We start from the raw sequence: 22,241 nt of genomic DNA, 5'->3' as shown, positions 1-22,241 counted from the left end.
TCGTCGATAGGATCGGGCCACCAGGGACAGGAGACCCGATGACGATCGCTTACGGCTCGTGCAATCTGTGTGAAGCGATGTGCGGACTCGAATTCACGGTCGCGAAGAATACGGTCACCTCGATTCGAGGCGACAAGCAAGACCCGCTCTCTCGCGGGCACATCTGTCCGAAGGCACTGTCCTTGATCGATCTCCACGCCGATCCCGACCGGTTGATCAAGCCTGTTCGACGCGAGGGCGCCGACTGGGTGGAGATCGAATGGAGCGAAGCATACGACTTGGTGGTCGAGGGCCTGGTTGCCACCCGTGAGCAGTATGGGTCCGACGCTGTCGGTGTCTATCAGGGGAATCCGAACGTCCACAGCCTCGGTTCGATGACTCATGGAATTCCGTTCACCTCGATGCTGCGCACCCGCAATCGATACTCGGCCACCTCACTCGACCAACTCCCCCATCAGCTCGTGAATCACCTGCTGTACGGCCACCAACTGGCTCTACCGATCCCAGATATCGACAACACCGACTTCTTTCTCATCCTCGGTGGCAATCCGATGGCCTCGAACGGCAGCATGATGACGGTGCCGGACTTTGCACGTCGCGCCCACGATCTGCAGGCCCGCGGCGGCACTCTCGTGGTGGTCGACCCCCGTAAGACCGAAACCGCGGACATTGCAGACGTCCACCACTTCATCCGGCCGGGTACCGATGCCCTGCTGCTCCTAGCGTTGATCAACGTCGTCACGGCGGACGGGGCGACCCGGGTCGCGAACTACGTCGACGGCGCCGAGGAAGTCGCAGATTTGGTCCGGGATTTCACTCCCGACGCGGTCGCACCCATCGTGGGCATCGAGGCTGCCGACATCGTCTCACTGGCGACACAGTTCGCCAGCGCGCGATCTGCGGTGGCCTACGGCCGAATGGGAGTCTCGACGCAGCAATTCGGCAGTCTCTGTCAGTGGGCGATTCAAGTACTCAACATCCTGACAGGCAACCTCGACCGCGTCGGCGGTGCAATGCTGACCGACCCGGCTGTGGATCTCATCGCGAAGAAGATCGTCGGCCGAGGCCATTTCGACAAGTGGCGCAGTCGTGTTCGAGACCTACCAGAGTTCGCGGGGGAATTTCCGTGCTCGACCTTGGTCGACGAGATGACAACCCCCGGCGACGGCCGAATCAGGGCCATGGCAGTGTTTTCCGGCAATCCAGTGTTGTCCATGCCGGGCGGCACCAGGTTGAACCAGGCCTTCGCGGACTTGGATTTTTTGGTGTCCTTCGACTTCTACATCAACGAGACATCACGGCACGCGGACGTGATTCTTCCGCCCACGATGTCGCTCGAGCGTGACCATTACGACCTGATCTTTCAGTCCTTCGCTGTCCGCAACACGGCGAAGTTCATGCCTGCGATCCTGACGAAAAAGCCCGGTGCAAAGGCGGATTGGGAGATCTTCCGTGATCTCGGCATTCGCTATCGGGCACGCCTCGCCGGGTCTTCCCGGATTGACCGTCTTCGGACGCGCCTGACGCCGAAATCGCTTGTCGCGGAAGCTCGGCTACGCCTCTCGCCACGACGAACGATCGATCTATTGTTGCGCAGTCATCGCGCCGGTCTGTCGGTGGCAAAGCTGAACAAGACTCCTCACGGCACCGATCTCGGACCGCTCCGCCCCGGGTTTCCCGGAAAGCTGCAGACCCGAAACAAGCGAATCAATTTGGTACAGAACGTCATCGTCGCGGAATTGCCGGCTCTGCGCGATCTGATGAGATCCGTGGCGGTGCCCAGCGGAGACCAACTTCTCATGATCGGTCGACGGCATCTGCGCAGCAACAACTCCTGGATGCACAACTCGACAAGGCTGACGAAGGGCAAACCGCGCCATCAACTTTTTGCGCACCCCGATGATCTGCTCGAACGCAACATCGAAGACGGTTCCGTGGTGTCGGTGACCTCCGCCGCCGGATCGGTACAGATCGAGGTACTCGCTACCGACCGCATGATGCCGGGCGTGGTGAGCCTGCCGCATGGGTTCGGACACCAGCGCCCCGGCGTCGAACTATCCGTGGCTACGACGGTTGCGGGAGCGAGCGCCAACGACGTCACCGACCCACACCGGGTCGACGCGGTGTCGGCCAATGCGATCCTCAATGGAGTGCCTGTAACAATCTCACCGACGTGACCGACCCCGCGGGCACACGTCGGCGATGCTTTGAAGTAGCATTCGTCACGGCTCGCGCGGTGCGAGATGGGGCGGTAGCTCAGTCGGTTAGAGCCGTGGACTCATAATCCATTGGTCGCGGGTTCGAGCCCCGCCCGCCCCACCATTTCTCGAACCAGCCCTCAATCACAGCGATCTACGGAACTACTGTGACGGGCCAGCGTCCGGTTTTCACCAACCGCACTGCGACGGACCCGAACATTCGGTGGCCTGCATGTTCGGATGCCCCGACGACAATGGCGTCGACCCGTAGTTCATCCGCGATTCCGACGAGGCCGCTGTAGGGATCCCCCTGTGCGGTACGGAACTCCCATCGGATCGATTCCATCCGCGTGGTCGATTCTTTGATGTAGGCGAGCAGTTCTTCGGCGATCTGTTTTCCCGTCTCGACGAGCGGGATGCCGGTCTGACCCCATCCGGTTGTGAACAACTGCTGAACGTAGGCGAGAACCAGCAAGGAGTCCTGGCGTCGCGCCAGTCCAGCGGCGTAGGCCGCGGCTCTCCATGCGGAATCCGACCCGTCGATGCCGACGAGAATCGCTTTCGGCCCGTCGACACCGTATTCGAAGGTGTGCGCTTGATTATCGCGAGTTTCCGCTGACTCATCCACGTCTGCAGGTTACTCAGCAACACTGCGTAACTCGCTGATAGCTGCCCCGGACCTCATTGCCGGGTTCTAGTCTGGACTTGCGCTACCGAGCCACCGACGAGAGGTTCACGAACATGTCCAAGATCGTCCGCTCGGTTACTGTCGGGTTCTGCTGCATCGCTGCTGCGACGTTGTCTCCTGCCGTCGCCGATGCCACTCCGCCGTCGGGCGTTACGGCCGAGACGCTGGCACACGTGTCTTTTCCGCTTTTCCCGGGTAGTGCCGACCTTGCCGGAACCGACTTCACGGCACGCAAGATCACGATCGCGCCCGGTGGCACCACCGGGTGGCATTTCCATGACGGCCCGGTGTACGCGTATGTCGAGTCCGGGGTCCTGACCAGGACGCTGACGGATTGCAGTGAGGTGTCGACCCCAGCAGGCAATGTTGTGGTCGAGGATGTCGGGGGCAATCACGTACACGAGGGCATCAATACCGGGACGGTTCCGGTCGTTCTGTACGCCGCTTACATCGAGCCTCCCGGCAAGCCTTTCGCGGAGGATGCGCCTGCTCCACCGTGTGCCTGAGCGACCTGACAGTGGATCGGAGCTATGGGGTCGGTATCCTTGTAGGTCGGATGTGGCTCCTCGAGAAGCGGGCAGCGCACGAAATGAATCCTCGAGCAGTCCCTTTTCGAACGGAGTCCAGATGAACGACGACTCGATTCTCGACACATCGGCCTCGGCCGACCCTGCGACCGTCTTCGCCGCACTCGCGGACATCGTGTATCGAGGCCGCGCAGCGGACGAGGTCTACTCGGCTATCTGCGTGGCGGCAACGCTGCTCGTACCGGGGTGCGATCATGCCAGCTTGATGCTGACCGGTCGGGGCAAGCCGGTGACGGTTGCGGCTTCGGATCAGATCGCACGGGTCGTCGACGACATAGAGCGCGCTACCGGCGAGGGGCCCTGTCTCGACGCGATCACGAGTGAAGCCGCCCAGATCGAACCAGACTTCAACACTCCCGGGAAGTGGCCGGCCCTTGCCCGTGGTGTCCTTGCGCGGACGCCCGTGCGTGGCGCAATGGGTTTTCGTTTGATGCTCGATAGCAAAAAGGTAGGCGCACTCAATCTGTTCAGCGATACCGCCGGCCGATTCGACAGCGATACGGCTGACCGTGCAATCGTGGTCGCAGCGTTCGCGGCCGTCACAGTTGCCGCCATCATCAAAGGCGAACAGGCCGACACTCTGCGTCTCGGTCTAGAAAGTAACAGGGAGATCGGGAAGGCTATCGGCTTATTGATGGTCATGCACGAGGTCACCGACGATCAGGCTTTCCAGATGCTGCGCAAGACATCTCAGGATATGAACGTCAAGATCGCAGCGCTGGCGCGATCGGTAATCGAGTCGCACACCCAAAGCCTGCACACCCGGAGCCTGCAGCCCTGAGGGCCTGACCGCTCGGGTTGTGTGCAGCCAGAGAACGGACTGCACACAACCCCGGCGTACTACTCGCTCGGCACCATGGGCCTCGGGGCGTCGACGCGTTTGGGCAGTGCGAATACCAGCAGCAGTGCCACGACTCCGAAGGCCGCGCTGACTGACATCGCAATAGACGCCCCGTGCATGAATCCGCTGGCCACCGTATCGGGGCCGGTGATCGTCAGATTACCGAACAGCACGCTGCCGATGACCGCGATACCGACCGCGCTGCCGATCCGCTGCATCGTAGCGATGACACCGCTGGCTGCGCCTGCATCTGCGCGGTCGACGGTTGCCACGATGAACTGAGCATTCGGAGCGATGAATGCGCCGTTGCCCAGACCACCGATCAGCATGGGCAGCAACAATTTCCAGTTGGTGAGGTCTGCGGCATCGGTGGTGGCCAGGATGAGCCACATCCAGATCAGGCTGATCGCAACGAATGAGGTGCCTATCAACAGAACCGTCCGACCGAGCCGCTGTGTGAGCCGGTTGCTCTGGGACGAGGCAATGATGCTGCCGATTGCGAACGGCAGCATCACGATGCCGGAAGACAGTGCGGAGTTTCCGAGCCCGCTCTGCCACAGCAGAGAGATGGTGAAGAAGATACTGGTGAACGACGCGAAATAGACGAGCGCAAGAATTGTGCCGCCGGTGAAAGCGGGGTGAGCGAACAGCTTCGGCGGCACCAATGGGTTGTCACGACGCTTGGTGTAGAACACTTCCCATACGGCGAATACTGCGATGAGAACGACACCCGCCACGATCGAGACATAGGTCCATACCGGCCAACCCTGGTCCTGCCCTTCGATGAGAGGGACCAACAGGGCGACCAGACCTGCGGTGATGAGGACGAGTCCGATCCAGTCGATTCCGGTCTTCGCCGCGACCGTTCGGTTCTCCGGGCGTCCGGGAAGCAGCAGTGCGGCTGCAACGAGTCCGATGATTCCGATCGGCAAGTTCACCCAGAACACGCCACGCCAACCGTTTTCGTCCCCGAAGGCTTCGATGATGAGACCGCCTGCAATCGGTCCCAATGCTGTCGAGACACCGATGACTGCACCCATGATCGCGAAGGCTTTGCCACGCACCTGGCCCGGGAAGAGGAGTTGAATGAAGGCCGTCACGGCGGGGACGAAGATTCCGCCTGCGAGTCCTTGCACGATTCGTGCGATGACCAATTGAAGGTCGTTCTGTGCGAGGCCGCAAGCAAAACTGGCGACGGTGAACAGCGCCAATCCGGTGAAGAAGACCCACTTGTGGCCGATCCGGTCGCCGATCTTTCCTGCAGGTATCAGCGCCAACCCGAAAGCAAGGGCGTATCCGGAGATGATCCACGAGAGAGTTGCTTCGGAGGCGTCGAGGCTTGTACTGATCGTCGGAAGCGCAACGTTGACGATGGTTGTGTCCAGCAAGGCCATGAACATCCCGAGCAGCAGTACAACCAGTGCCTGCCAGGCGCGACGTGGCACTTCGACGGGAGGCGCCGATACCCGTGAGCTGTTGTCGGTCATCTTGTCTCGCTGTTCTGTGTTCAGGTGGGAAGTGGGGGGTGAATTCGGTGTCGTTCGTCGGCGAGAATGCCCGGTAATGCAGCAACGAATCCTTCGTGCCATTCGATCTCTGACCGCAGACGATGTTCGCGGTGCTCGAGCGCGTAGGTTTCGGCCAACGTCAGATACGGATGCGCTTGTTCGTTCGCATCGACGGTGGTCCGAAGGAGTTCGTTCAACAGTCGGACCCGTTCTGCGATCACCTCGGGTAAGTGGTCGAGCCGGTCGGGGTCGAGCCTGGTCAAAGCCAAGTCGAACGGGTCGGGACGAAGGACGAAGTTGGACAGGCCCTCGCTTTGCAAGGCTCGCAGCTGCTCGCGTCCACGATCGGTGATCGCATACACCTGCCGGGCTGGGAAATTTCCGTCCTGCTCGGTCCGCACATCGGCGATCAGACCCTCGGCATGAAGTCTCTTCAATGCACCGTAGAGGCCCCCCACCGAAATATCTGTCCACATCTGCACATGCTCTTCTTCGGCCAAGAGACGAAGTTGATGACCATGCATCTCGCCTCGTTGCGCGAACGAGCCGAGAATGAACAATCGGATCGAAGACACGCGAGTACTCTTGCACGAGTACTTAATGGTGTCAAAATCCGCTTCACCCTCACTGCAATGTCGCTTCACCATCACTGCAATGTCTCTGTGAGGACAACGTCACGTCGGGCTAACTGATGCGTCATCGACGTGAATCGTCCGGTGCGCATCGTGGGAGTCGTGTCAGCGAAGCCCATCGATACCTCCGTATTCGCGCATTCCGTCAAGACGGTGTGCGCGTACTGCGGTGTGGGTTGCGGCATGAAACTCCAGATCGAACAACGCCCGGATCTACCCTCGATAGTCACCACATCGGTCGGCGACAAGTCCCACCCTGCCAATTTCGGTCGACTCTGCACCAAGGGCTCGACGACGTCGGACATGCTCGCTGCGCCCGGACGGCTCGACGCCGCGCGTGTACGGGCCGATCGCGGCGATGATCCGCAACCGGCGGACACGAGAAAAACGATCGAGCGAACGGCGCGGAAGCTGCGCGCGCTGATCGACGAGCACGGTCCCGACGCTTTTGCCCTGTATGTCTCGGGGCAGATGTCCATCGAGGCGCAGTATCTGTCCAACAAGTTGGCCAAGGGTTTCATCGGAACCAATCAGATCGAATCGAACTCTCGCCTCTGTATGGCGAGCGCGGGCACCGGTTACAAGCTCTCGCTTGGTGCGGACGGGCCGCCCGGGTCGTACGAGGATTTCGATCATGCCGATGTCTTTTTGGTGACCGGGGCGAATATGGCCGACTGTCACCCAATTCTGTTTCTGCGGATGATGGACCGCGTCAAGCGAGGCGCGAAGTTGATCGTCGTCGACCCCCGGCGGAACGCGACTGCCGACAAAGCCGACCTTCATCTCCAGCTCGCTCCGGGGACGGATTTGGACCTGCTCAACGGAGTGCTGCACATCCTGCTCGCGGAGGGGCTGACCGACGACCGGTTCATCGCCGAGTTCACCGACGGCTGGGACGTGATGGAGGGCTTCCTGGCCGACTACACCCCGACTCGCGTGAGTGCCAAGACTGGTATCCCGGAAGCCGATCTGTACACGGTCGCACGGTGGATCGGCGAGGCCGAGAACTGGATGAGCTGCTGGACAATGGGACTCAATCAGTCGACGCACGGGACGTGGAACACCAATGCCCTGGTCAATTTGCACTTGGCGACCGGTGCGATCTGTAAGCGTGGAAGCGGACCGTTTTCGCTCACCGGCCAACCGAACGCCATGGGCGGCCGCGAAATGGGTTACATGGGACCGGGGCTTCCCGGCCAGCGGACAGTGTTGGTCGACGAGGACCGCGCCTTCGTCGAGAACAAGTGGAACCTCCCACCAGGCACGCTGCGTACCGATGTCGGTGCGGGCACCATCGACCTGTTCTCCCGGATAGCCGACGGGGAGATCAAGGCATGTTGGATCATCTGCACCAACCCTGTTGCGTCGGTTGCTAATCGAAAGACGGTCATCGCCGGTCTCGAGCGGGCCGAATTGGTGATCACCCAGGACGCATTCGCCGACACGGAAACCAACGGCTATGCCGACGTCATCCTTCCGGCGGCCCTGTGGACCGAGTGCGAGGGCGTCATGATCAATTCCGAACGGAATCTCACTCTGTTCCAGAAGGCCGTCGACGCTCCCGGCCAAGCACTGCCGGATTGGCAGATCATCGCGCTGATGGCGTGCGAACTCGGCTACTCCGATGCGTTCACCTATTCGTGCGCAGAGGAGATATTCGAAGAGATCAAGGAGTTCTCCAACCCCAAGACCGGATACGACTTACGCGGCGTCACCTACGAGCGACTCCGTACAACACCGCTGCAGTGGCCCTGCCCGCCGGACGACGGCGAGGATCGCCACCCGATCAGATACCTCAACGACGGCGTCAGTCAACCTCTGCGCACGCTCGACGATGGCAGTACACCGCGCCTGTCCTTTCCCACGCCATCCGGTCGGGCCCAGTTCTTCGCCCGACCATCGATGTCACCGGCTGAGATGCCCGACGACGACTATCCCTTCCTGCTCAATACCGGCCGGCTGCAACATCAGTGGCACACGATGACCAAGACCGGGAAAGTAGCGAAGCTCAACAAGCTCAACCCGGGTCCGTTCGTCGAGATCCATCCGCGCGACGCCGAGCGCCTCGGCTGCGAGTCAGGTGACCGAATCGAGGTCGCGTCGCGTCGCGGTCGGGCGGTATTGCCCGCGCTCGTCAGCGACCGGGTGAGGCCGGGTGACTGCTTCGCACCGTTCCACTGGAACGATTCGTTCGGTGAATACCTTTCGATCAATGCGGTGACCAACGACGCGGTCGATCCGTTCTCACAGCAGCCGGAATTCAAGATCTGTGCGGTCACTTTGACGAAGGTTCCTGCAGCGCAATCACAGTCGCATTCCGGCCCTGAGTACGGAGGAAATGCCTTGTCACCGATCGACGCCTTTGCCGACCTCGTGGGCGAAGTTTCCGGGCCGTCGCTGCCCCTTCCGCTGATCGAGCAGCGTTATGTGGCGGGCCTGTTGGCCGGATTACGGACGGACGCCGGCCGTAGTGCCGCAGGAGTTCCCACTCTGCCGACGACGACGCCGTTGTCCGCAGAAACTCACGCCTGGATCGGCGGCATGCTCGCCGGCTTGTTCTCACGCAGCGCCACGACTGCGACGCCGCAGACACCCGTTCCCCTCGACTCGGCCAGCAATGACAATGACAATGGCGAACCACCGATACTCGTACTGTGGGCTTCCCAGACAGGGACGGCAGAAGAATTCGCGTCCAGCTGCGTCGAGCATCTCCGGTCGAGTGGTCTTCTCGTGGAAGAGCACGTCATGGAGAACTTCGCACCAACCGAGCTGGTGCGATACCGCGATGTGCTCCTGATCAGCAGTACTACGGGCGACGGTGACGCCCCGGACAACGGCACGTCCTTCCTCGACGGTCTGTCCGGTGACTCCGCTCCTGATCTGTCCGGAAACAGATTCGCTGTTCTCGCCTTGGGTGATTCGAGCTACGAAAATTTCTGCGGGAACGGTCGACGTCTCGACAGTCGATTCGCCGAACTGGGTGCGCAGCGTCTGGTGGGACGCGTCGATTGCGAGCCGGAATTCGAGGAAGCGGCGTCGGTGTGGCTGGATCGCGTGGTGTCCAAATTGGGCACGCCGCCGGCGGAACCCGTCACCTCCGCTGGAACCACGGTCGAGATGGTCCCTACCTACGGTAAGAAGGCACCGCTGGCAACGGCTCTGGTGCGCAACACTGTTCTGACGGCAACCGGTTCGCTAAAGGATGTCCGCCAATTCGGATTCCACCTTCCCGACGGCACGTTGAGCTACGAGGCAGGCGATGCGCTCGGTGTGTGGCCGCGCAACAGCATTGCACTGGTGGACGAGTGGCTCGAGCTGACCGGGCTCGACGGCGAGCGCGTCGTAGACATTGCCGGGCACAATGCAATGCCGCTTCGCAACGCCCTACGCGAGCGGTTGGAGATCGCGAAAATCTCCCCGGATCTGTTGAAGTTCGTCCATTCCCGCACGCACGACGACGATCTGGAACGCTTGTTGATGCCGGAGAGCAAGAAAGACCTGCAGGATTGGATCTGGGGCCGTCAGGCGGTCGACGTCCTCACGCACCTTCCGGTGCAGGCGGGGATCGACGAATGGCTCAGTGTCCTCAAACCGCTTCAGCCGCGGCTGTATTCGATCTCGTCGAGTCCTAAGGAGAATCCGCGCGAAGTGCAGCTGACAGTGTCCACAGTGCGCTACAACATCCATGGTGTCCCTCGACGTGGTGTCTGCTCGACGTATCTGGCCGATCACGCCGAAGGTGAGGACGTCAGCATTTTCGTGCAGAAGTCGGCGCACTTCAAACCACCGGAGGACCCGGCCGCGCCGATGATCATGGTCGGGCCCGGAACCGGCGTCGCCCCGTTCCGCGCATTCCTGCACGAGCGCCGAGCACGCGGACACACCGGACCGAACTGGTTGTTCTTCGGCGAACAGCATGCCTCCACGGACTTCTACTATCGCGAGGAACTGACCACGATGCTCGACGACGGGTCGTTGACACGGCTTGATCTGGCTTTCTCGCGTGATCAGAGCGCGAAGGTCTACGTGCAGGATCGAATGAGCGAACATGGTGCGCAGCTGTGGGAGTGGCTCCAGTGCGGTGCGCACTTCTACGTATGCGGCGATGCTTCACGAATGGCAAAAGATGTCGACAGTGCGCTGAAAGGCGTTGTTGCTCAACATGGTCGACTCGCGCCCGCCAGCGCGGAGGCCTACGTCAAAGCATTGGCGGCAGAAAAGCGTTACGTGCGGGACGTGTACTGACTACCACCGTCGTGTTCTGATGCGGCGTTTTTGGATCTCGACGCGAACCGGCTGAACGTCAGTCCGGGATTGCTGCCACGTCCGGGGCGACGACGCCGAACAGATCTGCGATCGACGCCAAGCTCGCGGCCTGGAGTGCGCCGGCTTCGACGCCGCCCGCACCGGGCAACGATCGGGTGGCCGTGGTGCTGGCGACGACTGTAGGACTGTAGCCCAGACTGAACGCTCCCCGGGCGGTGGAGTTGACGCACATGTGTGTCATGAATCCGGCGAGCAGCAGATTTTCCACTCCGAGCGCACGCAACCTCTCGTCGAGGTCGGTGCTGACGAATGAGTTCGGGTAGTTCTTCACGATCACCGATTCATCGCCGCGGGGAGCGACTCGCTCGACGATCTGACCGATATCGGCGCTGATGTCGTACGGGCTTCCTACCCCAGCGTCGTGCATGATGTGAAAGATCGGAATACCAGCGCTGCGGGCCCGCTCGAGCAGGTCGGCAGCGGCATCCAATGCAGGTTGAACCCCGACGAGTTCCAAGACACCCTGGGTGTAAGTGTTTTGAAGATCGATCATGATCAAGGCCGAATCGGCGAGCGCAGAGGGCGCGTCGGGCATTCCGGTCAGTTGGCGAAGCGTCACGTTGTCGGTCATTCTTACATCCTCCTGGATGCTCGGAACTCGGACACCGAACCTAAATCCGCGCAGGTTGCTTCCACGTTGCAACCCACGCCGATCGAGCGTCAGGCCAGCAAACCCGCAGTACGAAGCGCTGCCCGAACGTCCTCGTAATGCCACTCGTCGAGCGGAACCAGAGGAAGCCTGATGCCTCCGGGCATCAATCCCATCTCCGCCAGCGCCCACTTCACCGGAATGGGGTTCGGTTCGGCGAACAGGGCCGTGTGCAGGCCGACGAGCTTCGCATCGATCTCCGACGCACCTTCGGAGTCACCGGCCAGCGCAGCTGCACACATCCGAGCCATCGCCTCAGGCGCTACGTTCGCGGTCACCGAGATGTTGCCGTGGAACCCGGCCAACATGCTGGCCCTGGCCGTCCCGTCGTCACCCGAATACAACGCGAAGTCTCCGAGTTCGAGAGCAACCAATTCGCGGACGCGGTCCAGGTCGCCCGCAGCTTCTTTCAAGCCGACGATGTTCGGGATCTCCGCGAGCCTGGAGACGGTCGAGGGCAGCATGTCGCACCCCGTACGCGAGGGGACGTTGTACAGGTACTGAGGGATGTCGACGGCTTCGGCGACCGCACGGAAGTGTCGGTACAGACCCTCTTGCGGGGGCTTGTTGTAGTACGGGGTGACCAGCAGCGCACCATCGGCTCCGGCGGCCTTGGCAGCCCGGGTGAGGTGAATCGCCTCGGACGTCGAATTCGCGCCGGTCCCCGCGATGACCGGAATCCGCCCGGCAACCACGTTGATGGTTTCTCGAATGATCTCGGTGTGCTCGGCCACCGAGAGCGTCGACGATTCGCCGGTTGTTCCAGCTGCAACAATCGCCGACGTTCCGCCAATGACCTGGCGCTCGACTAGTTCAGCGAACGATGCATGGTCGATTTCGCCGCTATCGGTCATAGGCGTGACAATTGCAACGATGCTTCCGGTGATCACAGCGTGACGCCTTCCGTCCAGAGTTCGATCTACGTCGGGAATGGTAGACGAACGCGCCGATGCCCGAGCCTCGGCCGTCGCGACCAGTGATTCGCGGCGTCGCTGGGCGGGCCGAATCGGGTCGTTGTGGTTGACTTGAATTCAACCGAAAGGGCCCTGTGAACCAGCTCAACGTCGCAGCCACAACGCGGCCGCTCGAAAGCGCGAAAGCATGATCGTCGACCCAACCACCCTCTCTTCGAAAGATCGCGGACTCTCAGAGCCCGAGGGCACGATGGTCGTGTGGACCGAGAACGGGCAGGAGCGCTCGGCGCGGTGGCGTTCGGAGAACAACGCTCCGCCGCCCAAGGCCATTCACATTATCGGCGACGACATCACCGCTGACGTTGCGTACAAACGCGCGTCGATCGGTGAGTCCTTACTATGGCGAGGCGATTTCAACAATGCACGCCAATTGTTGAAGGCGATCACCCGCAGGGCCGAGCCGCGGACGCGAAAGCCGTCGTCTACTCCGGCAGAGGACTTTCATCTCCACCGCCAGGATCAGGCCCGGCGGGCGCGCACTCTCGGAATGCTGCTCGTCGAACTCGATTCCAATTTTGTTCTGAATTACGGCAGAGCCCCCGACGTCGCTCAAGCCGCACGTGAGGTCTACGGCGAGGCTTCGATGCCGTCGCTGCTCTCTCTTCGAGAACTTCTCAGTCTCATCGGTGCGCACGAATGGCGACGCAAGGGTGTTCGCATTCCCGCACTGGACGCCACCATCGAGCCACACTTCGGCGTCTTCTCGCCACTGCGTGGCGAATACATAAAGCTGGTAGCAGACACTCCCCTTCCCGACGGAACGACCACGGCCTTCGATATCGGTACCGGCACAGGCGTTTTGGCTGCCGTCCTGGCACGGCGCGGTGTCACCGACATCGTCGCGACGGATCGGGACCCACGGGCGGTTGCGTGCGCCACCTCCAATCTCGAGCGACTGGGTTTCGCCGACAGCGTCGACGTGCAGCTCACCGACATCTTTCCTGCCGGACGCGCATCGCTCGTAGTGTGCAATCCGCCGTGGATCCCCACGAAGCCGACCTCGGGGATAGAACACGCGATCTACGACCCGGGAAGCCGCATGCTGCGTGCTTTCCTGGATCGGCTTCCCAAGCATCTCGAACCCGGCGGCGAGGCCTGGCTGGTGATCTCCGATCTGGCCGAACTCCTCGGACTCGCCACACGCGAGGATCTCCTCGCGGCAATCGACCGCGCAGGCCTGGAAGTACTCGGCAAAACAGACACCGCGCCGACGCATTCTCGTGCGCGCGATACCGACGATCTCTTCCACGCTGCACGCTCTCGCGAGACGACGTCGCTGTGGCGACTGGCTGCGCGCTGACCGACCGACCTGGTCATCTCATCCGTGCCGCCTGCGGTACTCCGCTTCGGCCCCGGGATGGAGAGGGATGGCGCCGGTCATGACGAGCGACCGGGCGTCGAGGAATTGGCTACCGATCGCCTGTCGGGGAACCAGCGAGGACGACTGATCGAGCAGCAGGCCCACCAATTCCGCCACAGTCCGGTCCGGCACGTCCGGGTGGGCCAGCAGCAGGTTCGGGATTCCGACGGTCGTCACTTCCGGATGTTCGCCATAGACGTTCGCCGGCACCAGGACCGATTCGTACGCGGTCCCGAACTCGCGCCTCAAGTCCGCGACGACGGCGCCTAGATCGAGCAACCGGATTGCCATCGGCGGATCGGCGAACGCCGGCGTCGGCAATCCCCCAGCCCACATCACGGCATCGATCTCGTTGTCTGACAAGGCATGTGCCGCCGAACTCATCGACATCTGGACTTCGCGGACCGCACCGGGACCGGACAGACCCGTAGCGTCGAAAATGCGCTGGGACACCAGGGTGGCACCGGATCCCGGGGCGCCGACGCTCACCGGCCGCCCGCGCAGATCATTTACCGTCTCGATGCCCGAGTCGGCTCGCACGGTGACCTGGAAGTAGTTCTCGTACACGCATCCCACCGCCGCCAAATCTCGACTCGGATGGCTGTAGGCGGCGTCGGCCAACGTAAGTGCCAGCTCGGCACGTCGCGAATCCAAGGCTTCCAGGTTGTCGAGGGAGCCGGCCGTCGTCAGCGGAACGACCTCCGCCGTAGCCGTCGCGGCGGCCGCGTCGGCGAGCAGGCCCGAGAACTCCCAGAAGAAGCCGCCGACCTCACCTGATGCGAGACGGAGTTGCGGTGGAGGATCCGACGCGCAGGCAGTGCCCACCGCGGCGGCGCTCACAGCCAGCAGTCCCGCCCGCAGCGCTGCTCTGCGGGAGAGCAACGCTGCGGGCGGGACCATGTTCGTCACTGTAAGGCGTGGCAGATCACTCGAACGCTCGACCCTGCTCCCGGTCGAGGACGGTCTCGGACTTGTTCCGCAGAACGAAGATGTAGACCAGCAGCGATACTGCGATCACCACCGTCACGTAGACGATGAACCAGGTGACCTGCCCGCTGTTCTTCGCCGCCTGGTAGATCAGCGGGGCAGTGCCGCCGAATGCAGAGTTGGCGAGCGCGTAGCCGAGACCGACGCCGAGTGCACGCACGTGAGAGGGGAACAACTCGGCTTTGACGATCGCGTTGATCGAGGTGTAACCGGTCAAGATGACGTAACCCACGCACACCAGGGTGACCGATGCGAAGACGGACGTCGCCGTCGGCAGATACGTGATGAGGAAGTAGGTGTACAGCACGCCGCCGATTCCGAAGAAGATCAGGAGTGGTTTGCGACCCACCTTGTCGCTGATCATCCCACCGATCGGCTGCAGAAGCATGAGGAAGACCAGGCCGAAGAGGTTGATCCACGTTCCGGTCATCCCCCGGTCCTCGTATGCGGACCGGATCATCGAGGGGGCGTTGACGCTGTAGGTGTAGAACGCGATGGTGCCACCGGCCGTCACCAAGAAGCAGATCAGAAGTGCACGCCAATGGTGGCTGAGAAGTTCCCTCATCGAACCGGAGGCTCGGTCGACTCCGCTGCGAACGGCGTCGAGCTGATCCTTCGTCAGCGATTCGTCCATGCTGCGCCGCAGCCAAAATACGACCACGGCCGCGACACCGCCGATGAAGAACGCGATGCGCCAGCCGAATTCCTCCATCTGCCCGCGATCGAGGAACACCTGCATGATCAACAGGGTCACCTGCGCGAGAACATGCCCGCCGACCAGCGTCACGTACTGGAACGAAGAGAAGAAGCCACGACGCTCACGGGTCGCTGCCTCGGACATGTAGGTCGCCGACGCACCGTACTCACCGCCGGTGGCGAAGCCCTGGACCAGACGGCTCAGAATGAGGATGATCGCCGCCCAGACTCCGATGCTCTCTCGTCCCGGGGTGAGTGAGATGACCAGCGAGCACGCGGCCATCAACGAGACACTGAACGTGAGTGCAGCGCGTCGACCGTTCCTGTCCGCATAGCGACCGAAGAACCACGAGCCGACCGGTCGCATCAGGAAGGTGACCGCGAAGATCGCGTACACGTAGAGGGTCGAATTCTTGTCCGCCGAATCGAAGAATTGATTCTCGAAATATGTCGCAAAGACGGTGTAGACGTACACGTCGTACCACTCGACGAGATTGCCCGACGACCCCCGCAGCGTGTTGAGCACGGCGCGACGAGTGGCAGCGGGAGAGGAAACAGGCGGGGTCGGGCGCGACGGATCGGCGATCGAGGTGGCCTCGTTGGCCATGGGCTGGTCCTTCCACAGAGTGCTGTTGGGCGGATTGCCATGGAACGAAGCGGCAACCGGAGTCCCCATACTGTGACCGCAGGCACAGCCCAAAACCAAGCTGTTCCGACTTTCCTAACACTCCCTTAGGAAAGTGAGCTCTATCCGCAAGCCCGAGGGTCGACGCGCACTCACCTCGATAGTTCCCCCGGCCCGCTCGGTCAACGCGTGGACGATCGACAAACCGAGACCGGTACCTTCACCGTGGGCGCTCGACGCTCGGAAGAACCGATCTACGATTTTCGGGAGTTCTTCGGCAAGCACACCCGGCCCGTTATCGGACACCCAGACGGTGATGTCGCCTTCGCTTGTTCGGTGGCCGATCTCGACGTATGCACCGTCGCCGGCGTATTTCGTCGCGTTGCTGAGTAGGGCGTCGAGAATTCGAATCAGGTCGTCTTCCGATATCGCGGCACGGGTGTTCTCCCCGGGGCTTTCTACGTGCACACCGATCCCCGCCACTGTCATTGTGCTCGACCAGAATTCGACACGATCGGCAATCGCTGCTCCTACGTCGCACCCGGTTGTCTGCTTCGTGAACGGCGTCTCAGCCGCGGCGAGGACGAGCAGATCTTCGACGACGGTAGTCAGCCGGTCGACTTCGCGTGTGGTCTTGAGGTGTGCGCCGATTGCCGAATCCGGCACTTTCATGCCCAACACATCCAATCGGATTCTCAGTGCCGCCAACGGGTTACGAAGAGCGTGGGCGGTGTCCGCCACCAGCCGACGCTGCGCAGCCGTCGCCGCCTCGACGTCGTCTGCCATGGCGTCGAACGAGCTGGACAATTCTCGGACTTCCGGGGGACCCAGGTACTCGGCAGGCTTCGGCAGGCGGGAACCTGCGATCGGCAGTTGATCGTGGAACTTGTCGCCGAACGAACGGACACGGGACGACAATGCGGTCAGTGGACGAACGACCCAGCGCGACAGGACAGCAGCGATCACCGCGACGGTAGCAAGAGTCAGTAGTGCACCGACGGCGATGACTACCCACGCCACGGCGACGTCCCTACGCACGACATCGGTGGACGCTGCGATTACCACGGCGCCGTCGACCTGTGTGCCCCCGCCGACCGGGGCGGCGATCAACACCGAGGACTGCGACCAAGGCGTCACACTCGACGGGAGGTGCCCACGTTGGTTCCGCAACGCTCCTGCCACCGCCTGCTGCACGTCGGCGCGCTCGATGTCCAGGCCCGCCAGCGCACGCGGCACTCCGGTGCGATCGACGATGACGATCCCCTCGTCGTACAGACTGTTGTAGCGCTGCACCGACTCTCGAAGCCGAGGTACGCCGGATACGCCCTCTCGTGAACTGAGTTCGGCGAAGAACGTCGCTGCAGCGGCCCGGTTCTCCGCAAATCGTTGGGCGCGTTCGCGGCCGACCAGCAGCCCCAGGGGCACCGACAGAGCGAGTACGACGACGGTGGAGTAGATCATCAGCACCACCAGGACACGGCGCCGCATCTCACGTATCCCAGCGATAACCGAAGCCGCGGATGGTGACGATGGTGCCGGGTCGCGCGAGCTTGGAACGCAACGCCGTCATGTGCACGTCGAGTGTCCGTGAGATCGCGACGTAGGCGTCACCCCAGATTGCGTCCATCAGCTGTTCCCGGCTGACCGCTTCACCGCGTCGCGTCACGAGATGAGCGAGTAGCTCGAACTCCTTGGTCGTCAGCGCAATGTCGTGACCGTCGACTTCCGCGATGCGGCCGACAAGATCGATGACAATGTCGCCGAGAACCAGACCGTCGGTGACAGGTTCGCTCGACGCGCTTCGACGCCGCGCCGCCACCTCGAGTCGCGCGTGCAACTCGCCCAACCTTGCAGGTTTGACGACGTAATCGTCCGCCCCGCCGCGAAGGGCCCGAACCACCGAGCGTTCGTCGTCGCGCGCAGTCAGCACCACCACCGGAACCGAACTCAACGTCCGAAGCTTGCGGAGAACCTCCAAGCCGTCCATATCCGGCAGACCGAGATCGAGCAGTACGACATCCATGTCGTGGTATCCCAGCAACAGGTCGGCGCCGCGTCGCATGCGTACAGGCGCATGCCCGACCTCGGTCAGCGCGTCGAACAACGCGTCACCGACTCCGTCGTCGTCCTCCACCACCGCAATGCGCATCCACGCCAACATAGGCCAGCGCGGCATCCCGCTCCCCTGCACCTCCCCCGACGTGGTGAAGATGCAACCGCCAGATCACGTTCGAAGCACGCAGTTCTTCGGCGTGGACCATCCGGCGAAGTGCACTATGGAGTGATGAATGATCTGTCCGGCAAGGTGTTCGTCGTCGTCGGTGCTACCGGCGCACTGGGTTCTCGCATCGCGAAACTGCTCGCCCAACAGGGTGCGTCGCTCACCATCAGTGGGCGGTCCGGCAAGGGGCTCGACGCTCTCGGGATCGAGGGCGCGCACAAAGTCACCGCCGACTTGCGTGAACCCGATGCGGCGCGGTCGGTGATCGCGGAGGCGAAGGACCACCATGGTCGCATCGACGGTGTGGTCATCGCGGCCGGTATCGCCGCATTCGGTCCCGTTGCCGAGATCGACGACGACACCGTGGACGACCTTGTGCTCGTCGACTTCCTCGCCCCGCTGCGGCTGCTACGGGCGGCGCTGCACGTCGTGGACGAGGGCGGGGTGATCGTCGGGATCAGCGCGGTGCTGGCCGAGCAACCGGTCGCCGGTATGGCGACGTATTCCGCTGTAAAGGCTGCGGTATCAACGCTATTTATCGCGGCAGCGAAAGAGGCGCGACGTAGCAAAATTCGAGTGGTCGACGTCCGGCCACCGCACACTGAGACCGGCCTGGCCGGTCGCGCGATTGCAGGTAGTGCGCCGAAGATGCCCGAGGGCCTGAGCCCCGAGGTAGTCGCCGACCGTGTCCTCGCGGCGATCGTCGGTACCGACCGCGAAGTGGCCAGCACCGATTTCAACTGAGTCGGCGCCGGGGAACCGCCGAGTTCGGCGTGTCGAGTGCAGTGCAGATCTCTGCGGAGTGAGGCCCGCGCGCTCGGTCTCGACTACCAACCGAGCCACACAATCAGTTGTCGAATCCTCCAACAGATTGCTCGGTCGATGCCCAAACGTTCTGAGGAATAGGACGAAGGGCCCTATCTTTACGCCCTGACGTGCACCGATACTCAAAACTACCGACCTCCGAGTTGGCACACCGGTGGCATTCAGGTCAGCCGTTGGTCGATCCACCGACAGTCCGAGGAGCAGACAAAATGATGTATTGGCATGGCAACGATCCCAGTGGGTGGGGTTATGCGTTGATGATCATCGGGATGGTGGTGTTCTGGGGTGTACTGATAACCGGAGTGCTTCTGCTACTCCGATCGCAGGGGGCTCGTGGATCCCAGCCGACGCATCCCCCCGTGCTGTACACCGCTGAGCAGCTGCTGGCTGAGCGGTACGCCCGAGGTGAGATCGACGCGGACGACTACCGCGCACGGCTCACCACTCTGCACCAACAGTAGACAAGTCCAACGCACCCGAAACAGGTGCTGACCCTGCCTGTCATGGCTGCTTGCAACATTGACACCGGCATACCCATGGGGGGTATAGTCGACCGATCAGGTACCCCCCATGGGTATGCGCGTAAGTGATCGGAGTCCAATGAACCCCACCGCCACCTCGGATCTCACTTTGACCGACCTCTCACCGAACAACGGCTGCGGTTGTGGTTGCGGTTCATCGCATCCCTCGACGGCTACCAAAATCCCTTCGAGCCCAACCGATCAGCAATTTGCTGTCACCGGGCTCACCTGCGGGCACTGCGCGCGGGCAGTCACCACCGAAGTCGAAGCTATCGAGGGTGTCCGCCATGTCACCGTCGTACTCGTCGCCGGCGGTGTTTCGACGGTATCGATCGACTCCGCGTCGCTTCTCAGCCGGAGCCAAGTTGCCGCCGCGCTCGACGAGGCCGGTGACTACCATTTGACCTCCGACTGATCGAGCCGGGAACCCAGACATGAAGGCACATATGAGGCGTTCTGAGTCTGGGGCGTTCTGAAGTCTTTCCTCGGCCGGCGTCGGCGCGAAATATGCACTGCCCAATGCGAGCGCAGTCGACCGCCCACGGAGATCGCTCGACTCTGGTGGTTCCCCGCCGACGTGGCGCGGGACCACCAGTTCGATCACAGCGTGCTCAGCCACCTCACAGTTGCCATCATCGATCGCCATCCGTTAGAAAAAGAGTAAAAAGTAACCGGAGCACTCCTTTCAAATGTAGCCGCTGATACATTTACCTGGTGTACGACGAAGAAGCCTCTACCCACTGGCGAATAATCTTGACCCAGATCCCGGCCGAACCATCACGACACCGTGTTGCGGTATGGCGCGAACTTCGCAAGATCGGCGCATTGTCGATCGGCCAAGGCACCTGGGCCGTACCGAATGTGCCTGCGTTCTCCACCGGAATCGACCGCGCCCGCGCCCTGGTAAAACGTGCCGGAGGTGAGATCATCTTCCTCCACGCGAGCGGTGCCACCACCGAGGACGGTTCCCGGTTCGAAGCGATGTTCACCGCTGCACGCGAGGATGACTGGACCGAATTCCTCTCCGACTGCGCCAAATACAAAGCTGAACTCGACAAGGAAATCAGGATCCGTAAGTTCACCTTGGCCGAACTCGAAGAAGAGGATCAGAGCCTCGACCGACTACGCCGCTGGCATCGTGATCTGAAAGCACGGGATGTATTTGGCGCGAACAACTCCGAACGCGCCACAGAAGAATTACAAGAATGTGGGCAGCGATTCGAGGACTACTCCGAACGCGTGATCGCCGCCCTGCACGATCCCGAATCCATCGACAACAACCACCACGCATGAACAATGAAACCGCCGTGGAACGCTGGCGCATGTGGCCCCTGTACGCGGCAGGTTTCACCACGGCATTCGGCGCCCATGCCGTCGCAGCGAACCTCGTGTTCGACCTCGACAATCTCGCCGACTCTCTTCTCTACCTCGGCCTACTCCTGGCCCTCTACGACGGCGCCGAAGTACTCCTGAAGCCAGTCTTCGGGACACTCGCCGACAAGGTCGGAGCAAAACCCGTCCTCCTCGGCGGTTTGATCGGGTTCGCCGCAACCTCACTCCTGTTCGTCCTCGTCGCCGACACGAACTGGTTATGGCTCGCGCGCCTGGGGCAAGGTGCCGCAGCGTCGGCATTCTCCCCCGCAGCAAGCTCCCTGGTAGCGCGCCTGAACCCGAAAGCCAAGCGCGGAAAAGGTTTCGGAACCTACGGCTTCTACAAGAGCCTCGGCTACACCGCCGGCCCACTACTGGGCGGCGTAATAGTGTGGATCGGCGATCTAACACTACTGTTCGCTGTGACCACCGTCCTCGCAGGCGTTGTTGCAATCTGGGCTCGAGCAGTCGTGTCGGCAGTGCCTGCACTTCCTCGTCAACGCCAAACAGTGGTCGATCTCGCCCGCCGTCTGAGCGACTCACACTTCCTGCGGCCCACCATTGCGCTCGCTGCTGCAACCGCAGCTTTGTCTGTCGGAGTCGGATTCCTCCCGGTCTCTGGCGCAGCCGCCGGCCTGGGGTCCATCGAGACAGGAGCAGCGGTGTCAGTGCTGGCGTTATGCGCTGCATTGACGCAACCACGCGCCGGCCGCGCCCTCGATAGCGGCACGATCTCCGCTACGGCAGGTATGGCCGCCGGGCTGGGTCTGACTGCTCTAGGCCTTGCCGCCGCGATGCTTCCCGGACTGGCCGGTCTCCTAGGTGCCGGCATCGCCATTGGAATCGGTACCGGCATCATCACTCCCCTAGCGTTCGCCTCGCTCGCTGCCTCGACCCCCGAAGAACGCATGGGCCAGACCATGGGTGCCGCTGAACTCGGCCGTGAACTCGGCGACGCCGGCGGCCCACTCCTCGTCGCCGGGGTAGCGGCCGCCGCGACGCTCACCGCAGGTTTCGGCGCGCTCGCTGCCCTGGTACTGCTCATCGGCGTTGCAACCGCACGGCGGTGAGTATCCATATCCGATCCCAAACACTAGCAACGGAACTCCGCGGAGCACCGCGCGAAACTGAACGGAGCCAGCGAGCACGGTACGCATACTGCGACCTGGAGGCGGCAGTCCACCGACGATCGACTCTCCACTCCGGCAGCAAGAATCGCGACTTGCCTGCTC

General features: G+C 62.2%; 19 protein-coding genes and 1 tRNA gene. 11 read left to right on the top strand and 9 right to left on the bottom strand.

The window, feature by feature from the left end; genetic code table 11:
• The first annotated feature begins 38 nt into the window (after window positions 1-38).
• Window positions 39-2,177: a molybdopterin-dependent oxidoreductase gene (locus E5720_RS19155; RefSeq protein ID WP_136171947.1), complete on the top strand. Its 2,139-nt coding sequence runs from the start codon at window positions 39-41 to the stop codon at window positions 2,175-2,177.
• Between the two features lie 68 nt (window positions 2,178-2,245).
• A tRNA-Ile gene (locus E5720_RS19150) sits at window positions 2,246-2,322 on the top strand.
• Window positions 2,323-2,352: 30 nt separating this feature from the next.
• On the opposite strand, the gene E5720_RS19145 is transcribed toward E5720_RS19150, so the two are convergent.
• Entirely contained in the window at window positions 2,353-2,826 is a 474-nt protein-coding gene (locus tag E5720_RS19145) for a universal stress protein (RefSeq protein ID WP_136171946.1), read from the bottom strand.
• A gap of 113 nt (window positions 2,827-2,939) precedes the next feature.
• On the opposite strand from E5720_RS19145, the gene E5720_RS19140 reads away from it, so the two are divergent.
• Together E5720_RS19140 and E5720_RS19135 are read left to right on the top strand one after the other, a co-directional pair.
• Window positions 2,940-3,392 carry a cupin domain-containing protein gene (locus E5720_RS19140; protein WP_136171945.1) on the top strand — a complete coding sequence of 151 codons (453 nt, stop codon included), beginning with the start codon at window positions 2,940-2,942 and terminating at the stop codon, window positions 3,390-3,392.
• 121 nt (window positions 3,393-3,513) lie between these two features.
• Complete coding sequence (locus E5720_RS19135; RefSeq protein ID WP_136171944.1) at window positions 3,514-4,254, top strand: GAF and ANTAR domain-containing protein; 741 nt, start codon at window positions 3,514-3,516, stop codon at window positions 4,252-4,254.
• 59 nt (window positions 4,255-4,313) lie between these two features.
• Here the strand turns inward: E5720_RS19135 and E5720_RS19130 are convergent, their stop codons facing one another.
• Window positions 4,314-5,801, bottom strand: a complete 1,488-nt coding sequence (locus tag E5720_RS19130; protein WP_136171943.1) for an MFS transporter — start codon at window positions 5,799-5,801, stop codon at window positions 4,314-4,316.
• Window positions 5,802-5,821: 20 nt separating this feature from the next.
• The gene (locus E5720_RS19125) at window positions 5,822-6,397 is read right to left on the bottom strand and encodes a PadR family transcriptional regulator (protein ID WP_247596051.1); all 576 of its coding nucleotides are present in this window, start codon (window positions 6,395-6,397) and stop codon (window positions 5,822-5,824) included.
• Window positions 6,398-6,637: 240 nt separating this feature from the next.
• Between E5720_RS19125 and E5720_RS19120 the strand changes: the two genes are divergently transcribed.
• Window positions 6,638-10,699, top strand: a complete 4,062-nt coding sequence (locus tag E5720_RS19120) for a bifunctional nitrate reductase/sulfite reductase flavoprotein subunit alpha (RefSeq protein WP_247596356.1) — start codon at window positions 6,638-6,640, stop codon at window positions 10,697-10,699.
• Window positions 10,700-10,757: 58 nt separating this feature from the next.
• On the opposite strand, the gene E5720_RS19115 is transcribed toward E5720_RS19120, so the two are convergent.
• Both E5720_RS19115 and dapA read right to left on the bottom strand, forming a co-directional pair.
• Window positions 10,758-11,351, bottom strand: coding sequence for a cysteine hydrolase family protein (locus E5720_RS19115; protein ID WP_136171940.1), 594 nt, complete (start codon window positions 11,349-11,351; stop codon window positions 10,758-10,760).
• An 89-nt stretch (window positions 11,352-11,440) separates the two neighbouring features.
• Window positions 11,441-12,319, bottom strand: coding sequence for a 4-hydroxy-tetrahydrodipicolinate synthase (gene dapA, locus E5720_RS19110; protein WP_136171939.1), 879 nt, complete (start codon window positions 12,317-12,319; stop codon window positions 11,441-11,443).
• Window positions 12,320-12,593: 274 nt separating this feature from the next.
• On the opposite strand from dapA, the gene E5720_RS19105 reads away from it, so the two are divergent.
• A complete protein-coding gene (locus E5720_RS19105; protein WP_136172819.1) occupies window positions 12,594-13,703 on the top strand; it encodes a class I SAM-dependent methyltransferase in 1,110 nt (369 codons plus the stop codon).
• 18 nt (window positions 13,704-13,721) lie between these two features.
• On the opposite strand, the gene E5720_RS19100 is transcribed toward E5720_RS19105, so the two are convergent.
• The 4 genes from E5720_RS19100 to E5720_RS19085 all read right to left on the bottom strand — a co-directional run bounded on the left by E5720_RS19100 (window position 13,722) and on the right by E5720_RS19085 (window position 18,220).
• Window positions 13,722-14,663: a TAXI family TRAP transporter solute-binding subunit gene (locus E5720_RS19100; protein WP_136171938.1), complete on the bottom strand. Its 942-nt coding sequence runs from the start codon at window positions 14,661-14,663 to the stop codon at window positions 13,722-13,724.
• Window positions 14,664-14,688: 25 nt separating this feature from the next.
• Window positions 14,689-16,053 (bottom strand): MFS transporter, encoded by a 1,365-nt coding sequence (locus E5720_RS19095; protein WP_136171937.1) that lies wholly within the window; start codon window positions 16,051-16,053, stop codon window positions 14,689-14,691.
• A 114-nt stretch (window positions 16,054-16,167) separates the two neighbouring features.
• Window positions 16,168-17,559, bottom strand: a complete 1,392-nt coding sequence (locus E5720_RS19090; protein WP_136171936.1) for a HAMP domain-containing sensor histidine kinase — start codon at window positions 17,557-17,559, stop codon at window positions 16,168-16,170.
• Between the two features lies 1 nt (window position 17,560).
• Window positions 17,561-18,220 carry a response regulator transcription factor gene (locus E5720_RS19085; RefSeq protein WP_136172818.1) on the bottom strand — a complete coding sequence of 220 codons (660 nt, stop codon included), beginning with the start codon at window positions 18,218-18,220 and terminating at the stop codon, window positions 17,561-17,563.
• Window positions 18,221-18,355: 135 nt separating this feature from the next.
• Here E5720_RS19085 and E5720_RS19080 point away from each other — a divergent pair, with 135 nt between their 5' ends.
• The 5 genes from E5720_RS19080 to E5720_RS19060 all read left to right on the top strand — a co-directional run bounded on the left by E5720_RS19080 (window position 18,356) and on the right by E5720_RS19060 (window position 22,079).
• On the top strand, window positions 18,356-19,036 hold the full coding sequence (locus E5720_RS19080) for an SDR family NAD(P)-dependent oxidoreductase (RefSeq protein ID WP_136171935.1): 681 nt from the start codon (window positions 18,356-18,358) through the stop codon (window positions 19,034-19,036).
• Window positions 19,037-19,326: 290 nt separating this feature from the next.
• On the top strand, window positions 19,327-19,578 hold the full coding sequence (locus E5720_RS19075; RefSeq protein ID WP_136171934.1) for a hypothetical protein: 252 nt from the start codon (window positions 19,327-19,329) through the stop codon (window positions 19,576-19,578).
• Window positions 19,579-19,717: 139 nt separating this feature from the next.
• Window positions 19,718-20,053: a heavy-metal-associated domain-containing protein gene (locus tag E5720_RS19070; protein WP_210729909.1), complete on the top strand. Its 336-nt coding sequence runs from the start codon at window positions 19,718-19,720 to the stop codon at window positions 20,051-20,053.
• Between the two features lie 299 nt (window positions 20,054-20,352).
• Window positions 20,353-20,931 (top strand): Chromate resistance protein ChrB, encoded by a 579-nt coding sequence (locus E5720_RS19065; protein WP_136171933.1) that lies wholly within the window; start codon window positions 20,353-20,355, stop codon window positions 20,929-20,931.
• On the top strand, window positions 20,928-22,079 hold the full coding sequence (locus tag E5720_RS19060) for an MFS transporter (protein WP_247596050.1): 1,152 nt from the start codon (window positions 20,928-20,930) through the stop codon (window positions 22,077-22,079). Before E5720_RS19065 ends, E5720_RS19060 begins: the two co-directional genes overlap by 4 nt.
• Window positions 22,080-22,241: the final 162 nt, after the last annotated feature.

Source organism: Rhodococcus sp. PAMC28707, assembly GCF_004795915.1.
Lineage (GTDB): Bacteria > Actinomycetota > Actinomycetes > Mycobacteriales > Mycobacteriaceae > Rhodococcoides.
The sequence above is the reverse complement of the archived record's forward strand: the minus strand, read 5'-3'. Positions and strand labels throughout refer to the sequence as shown.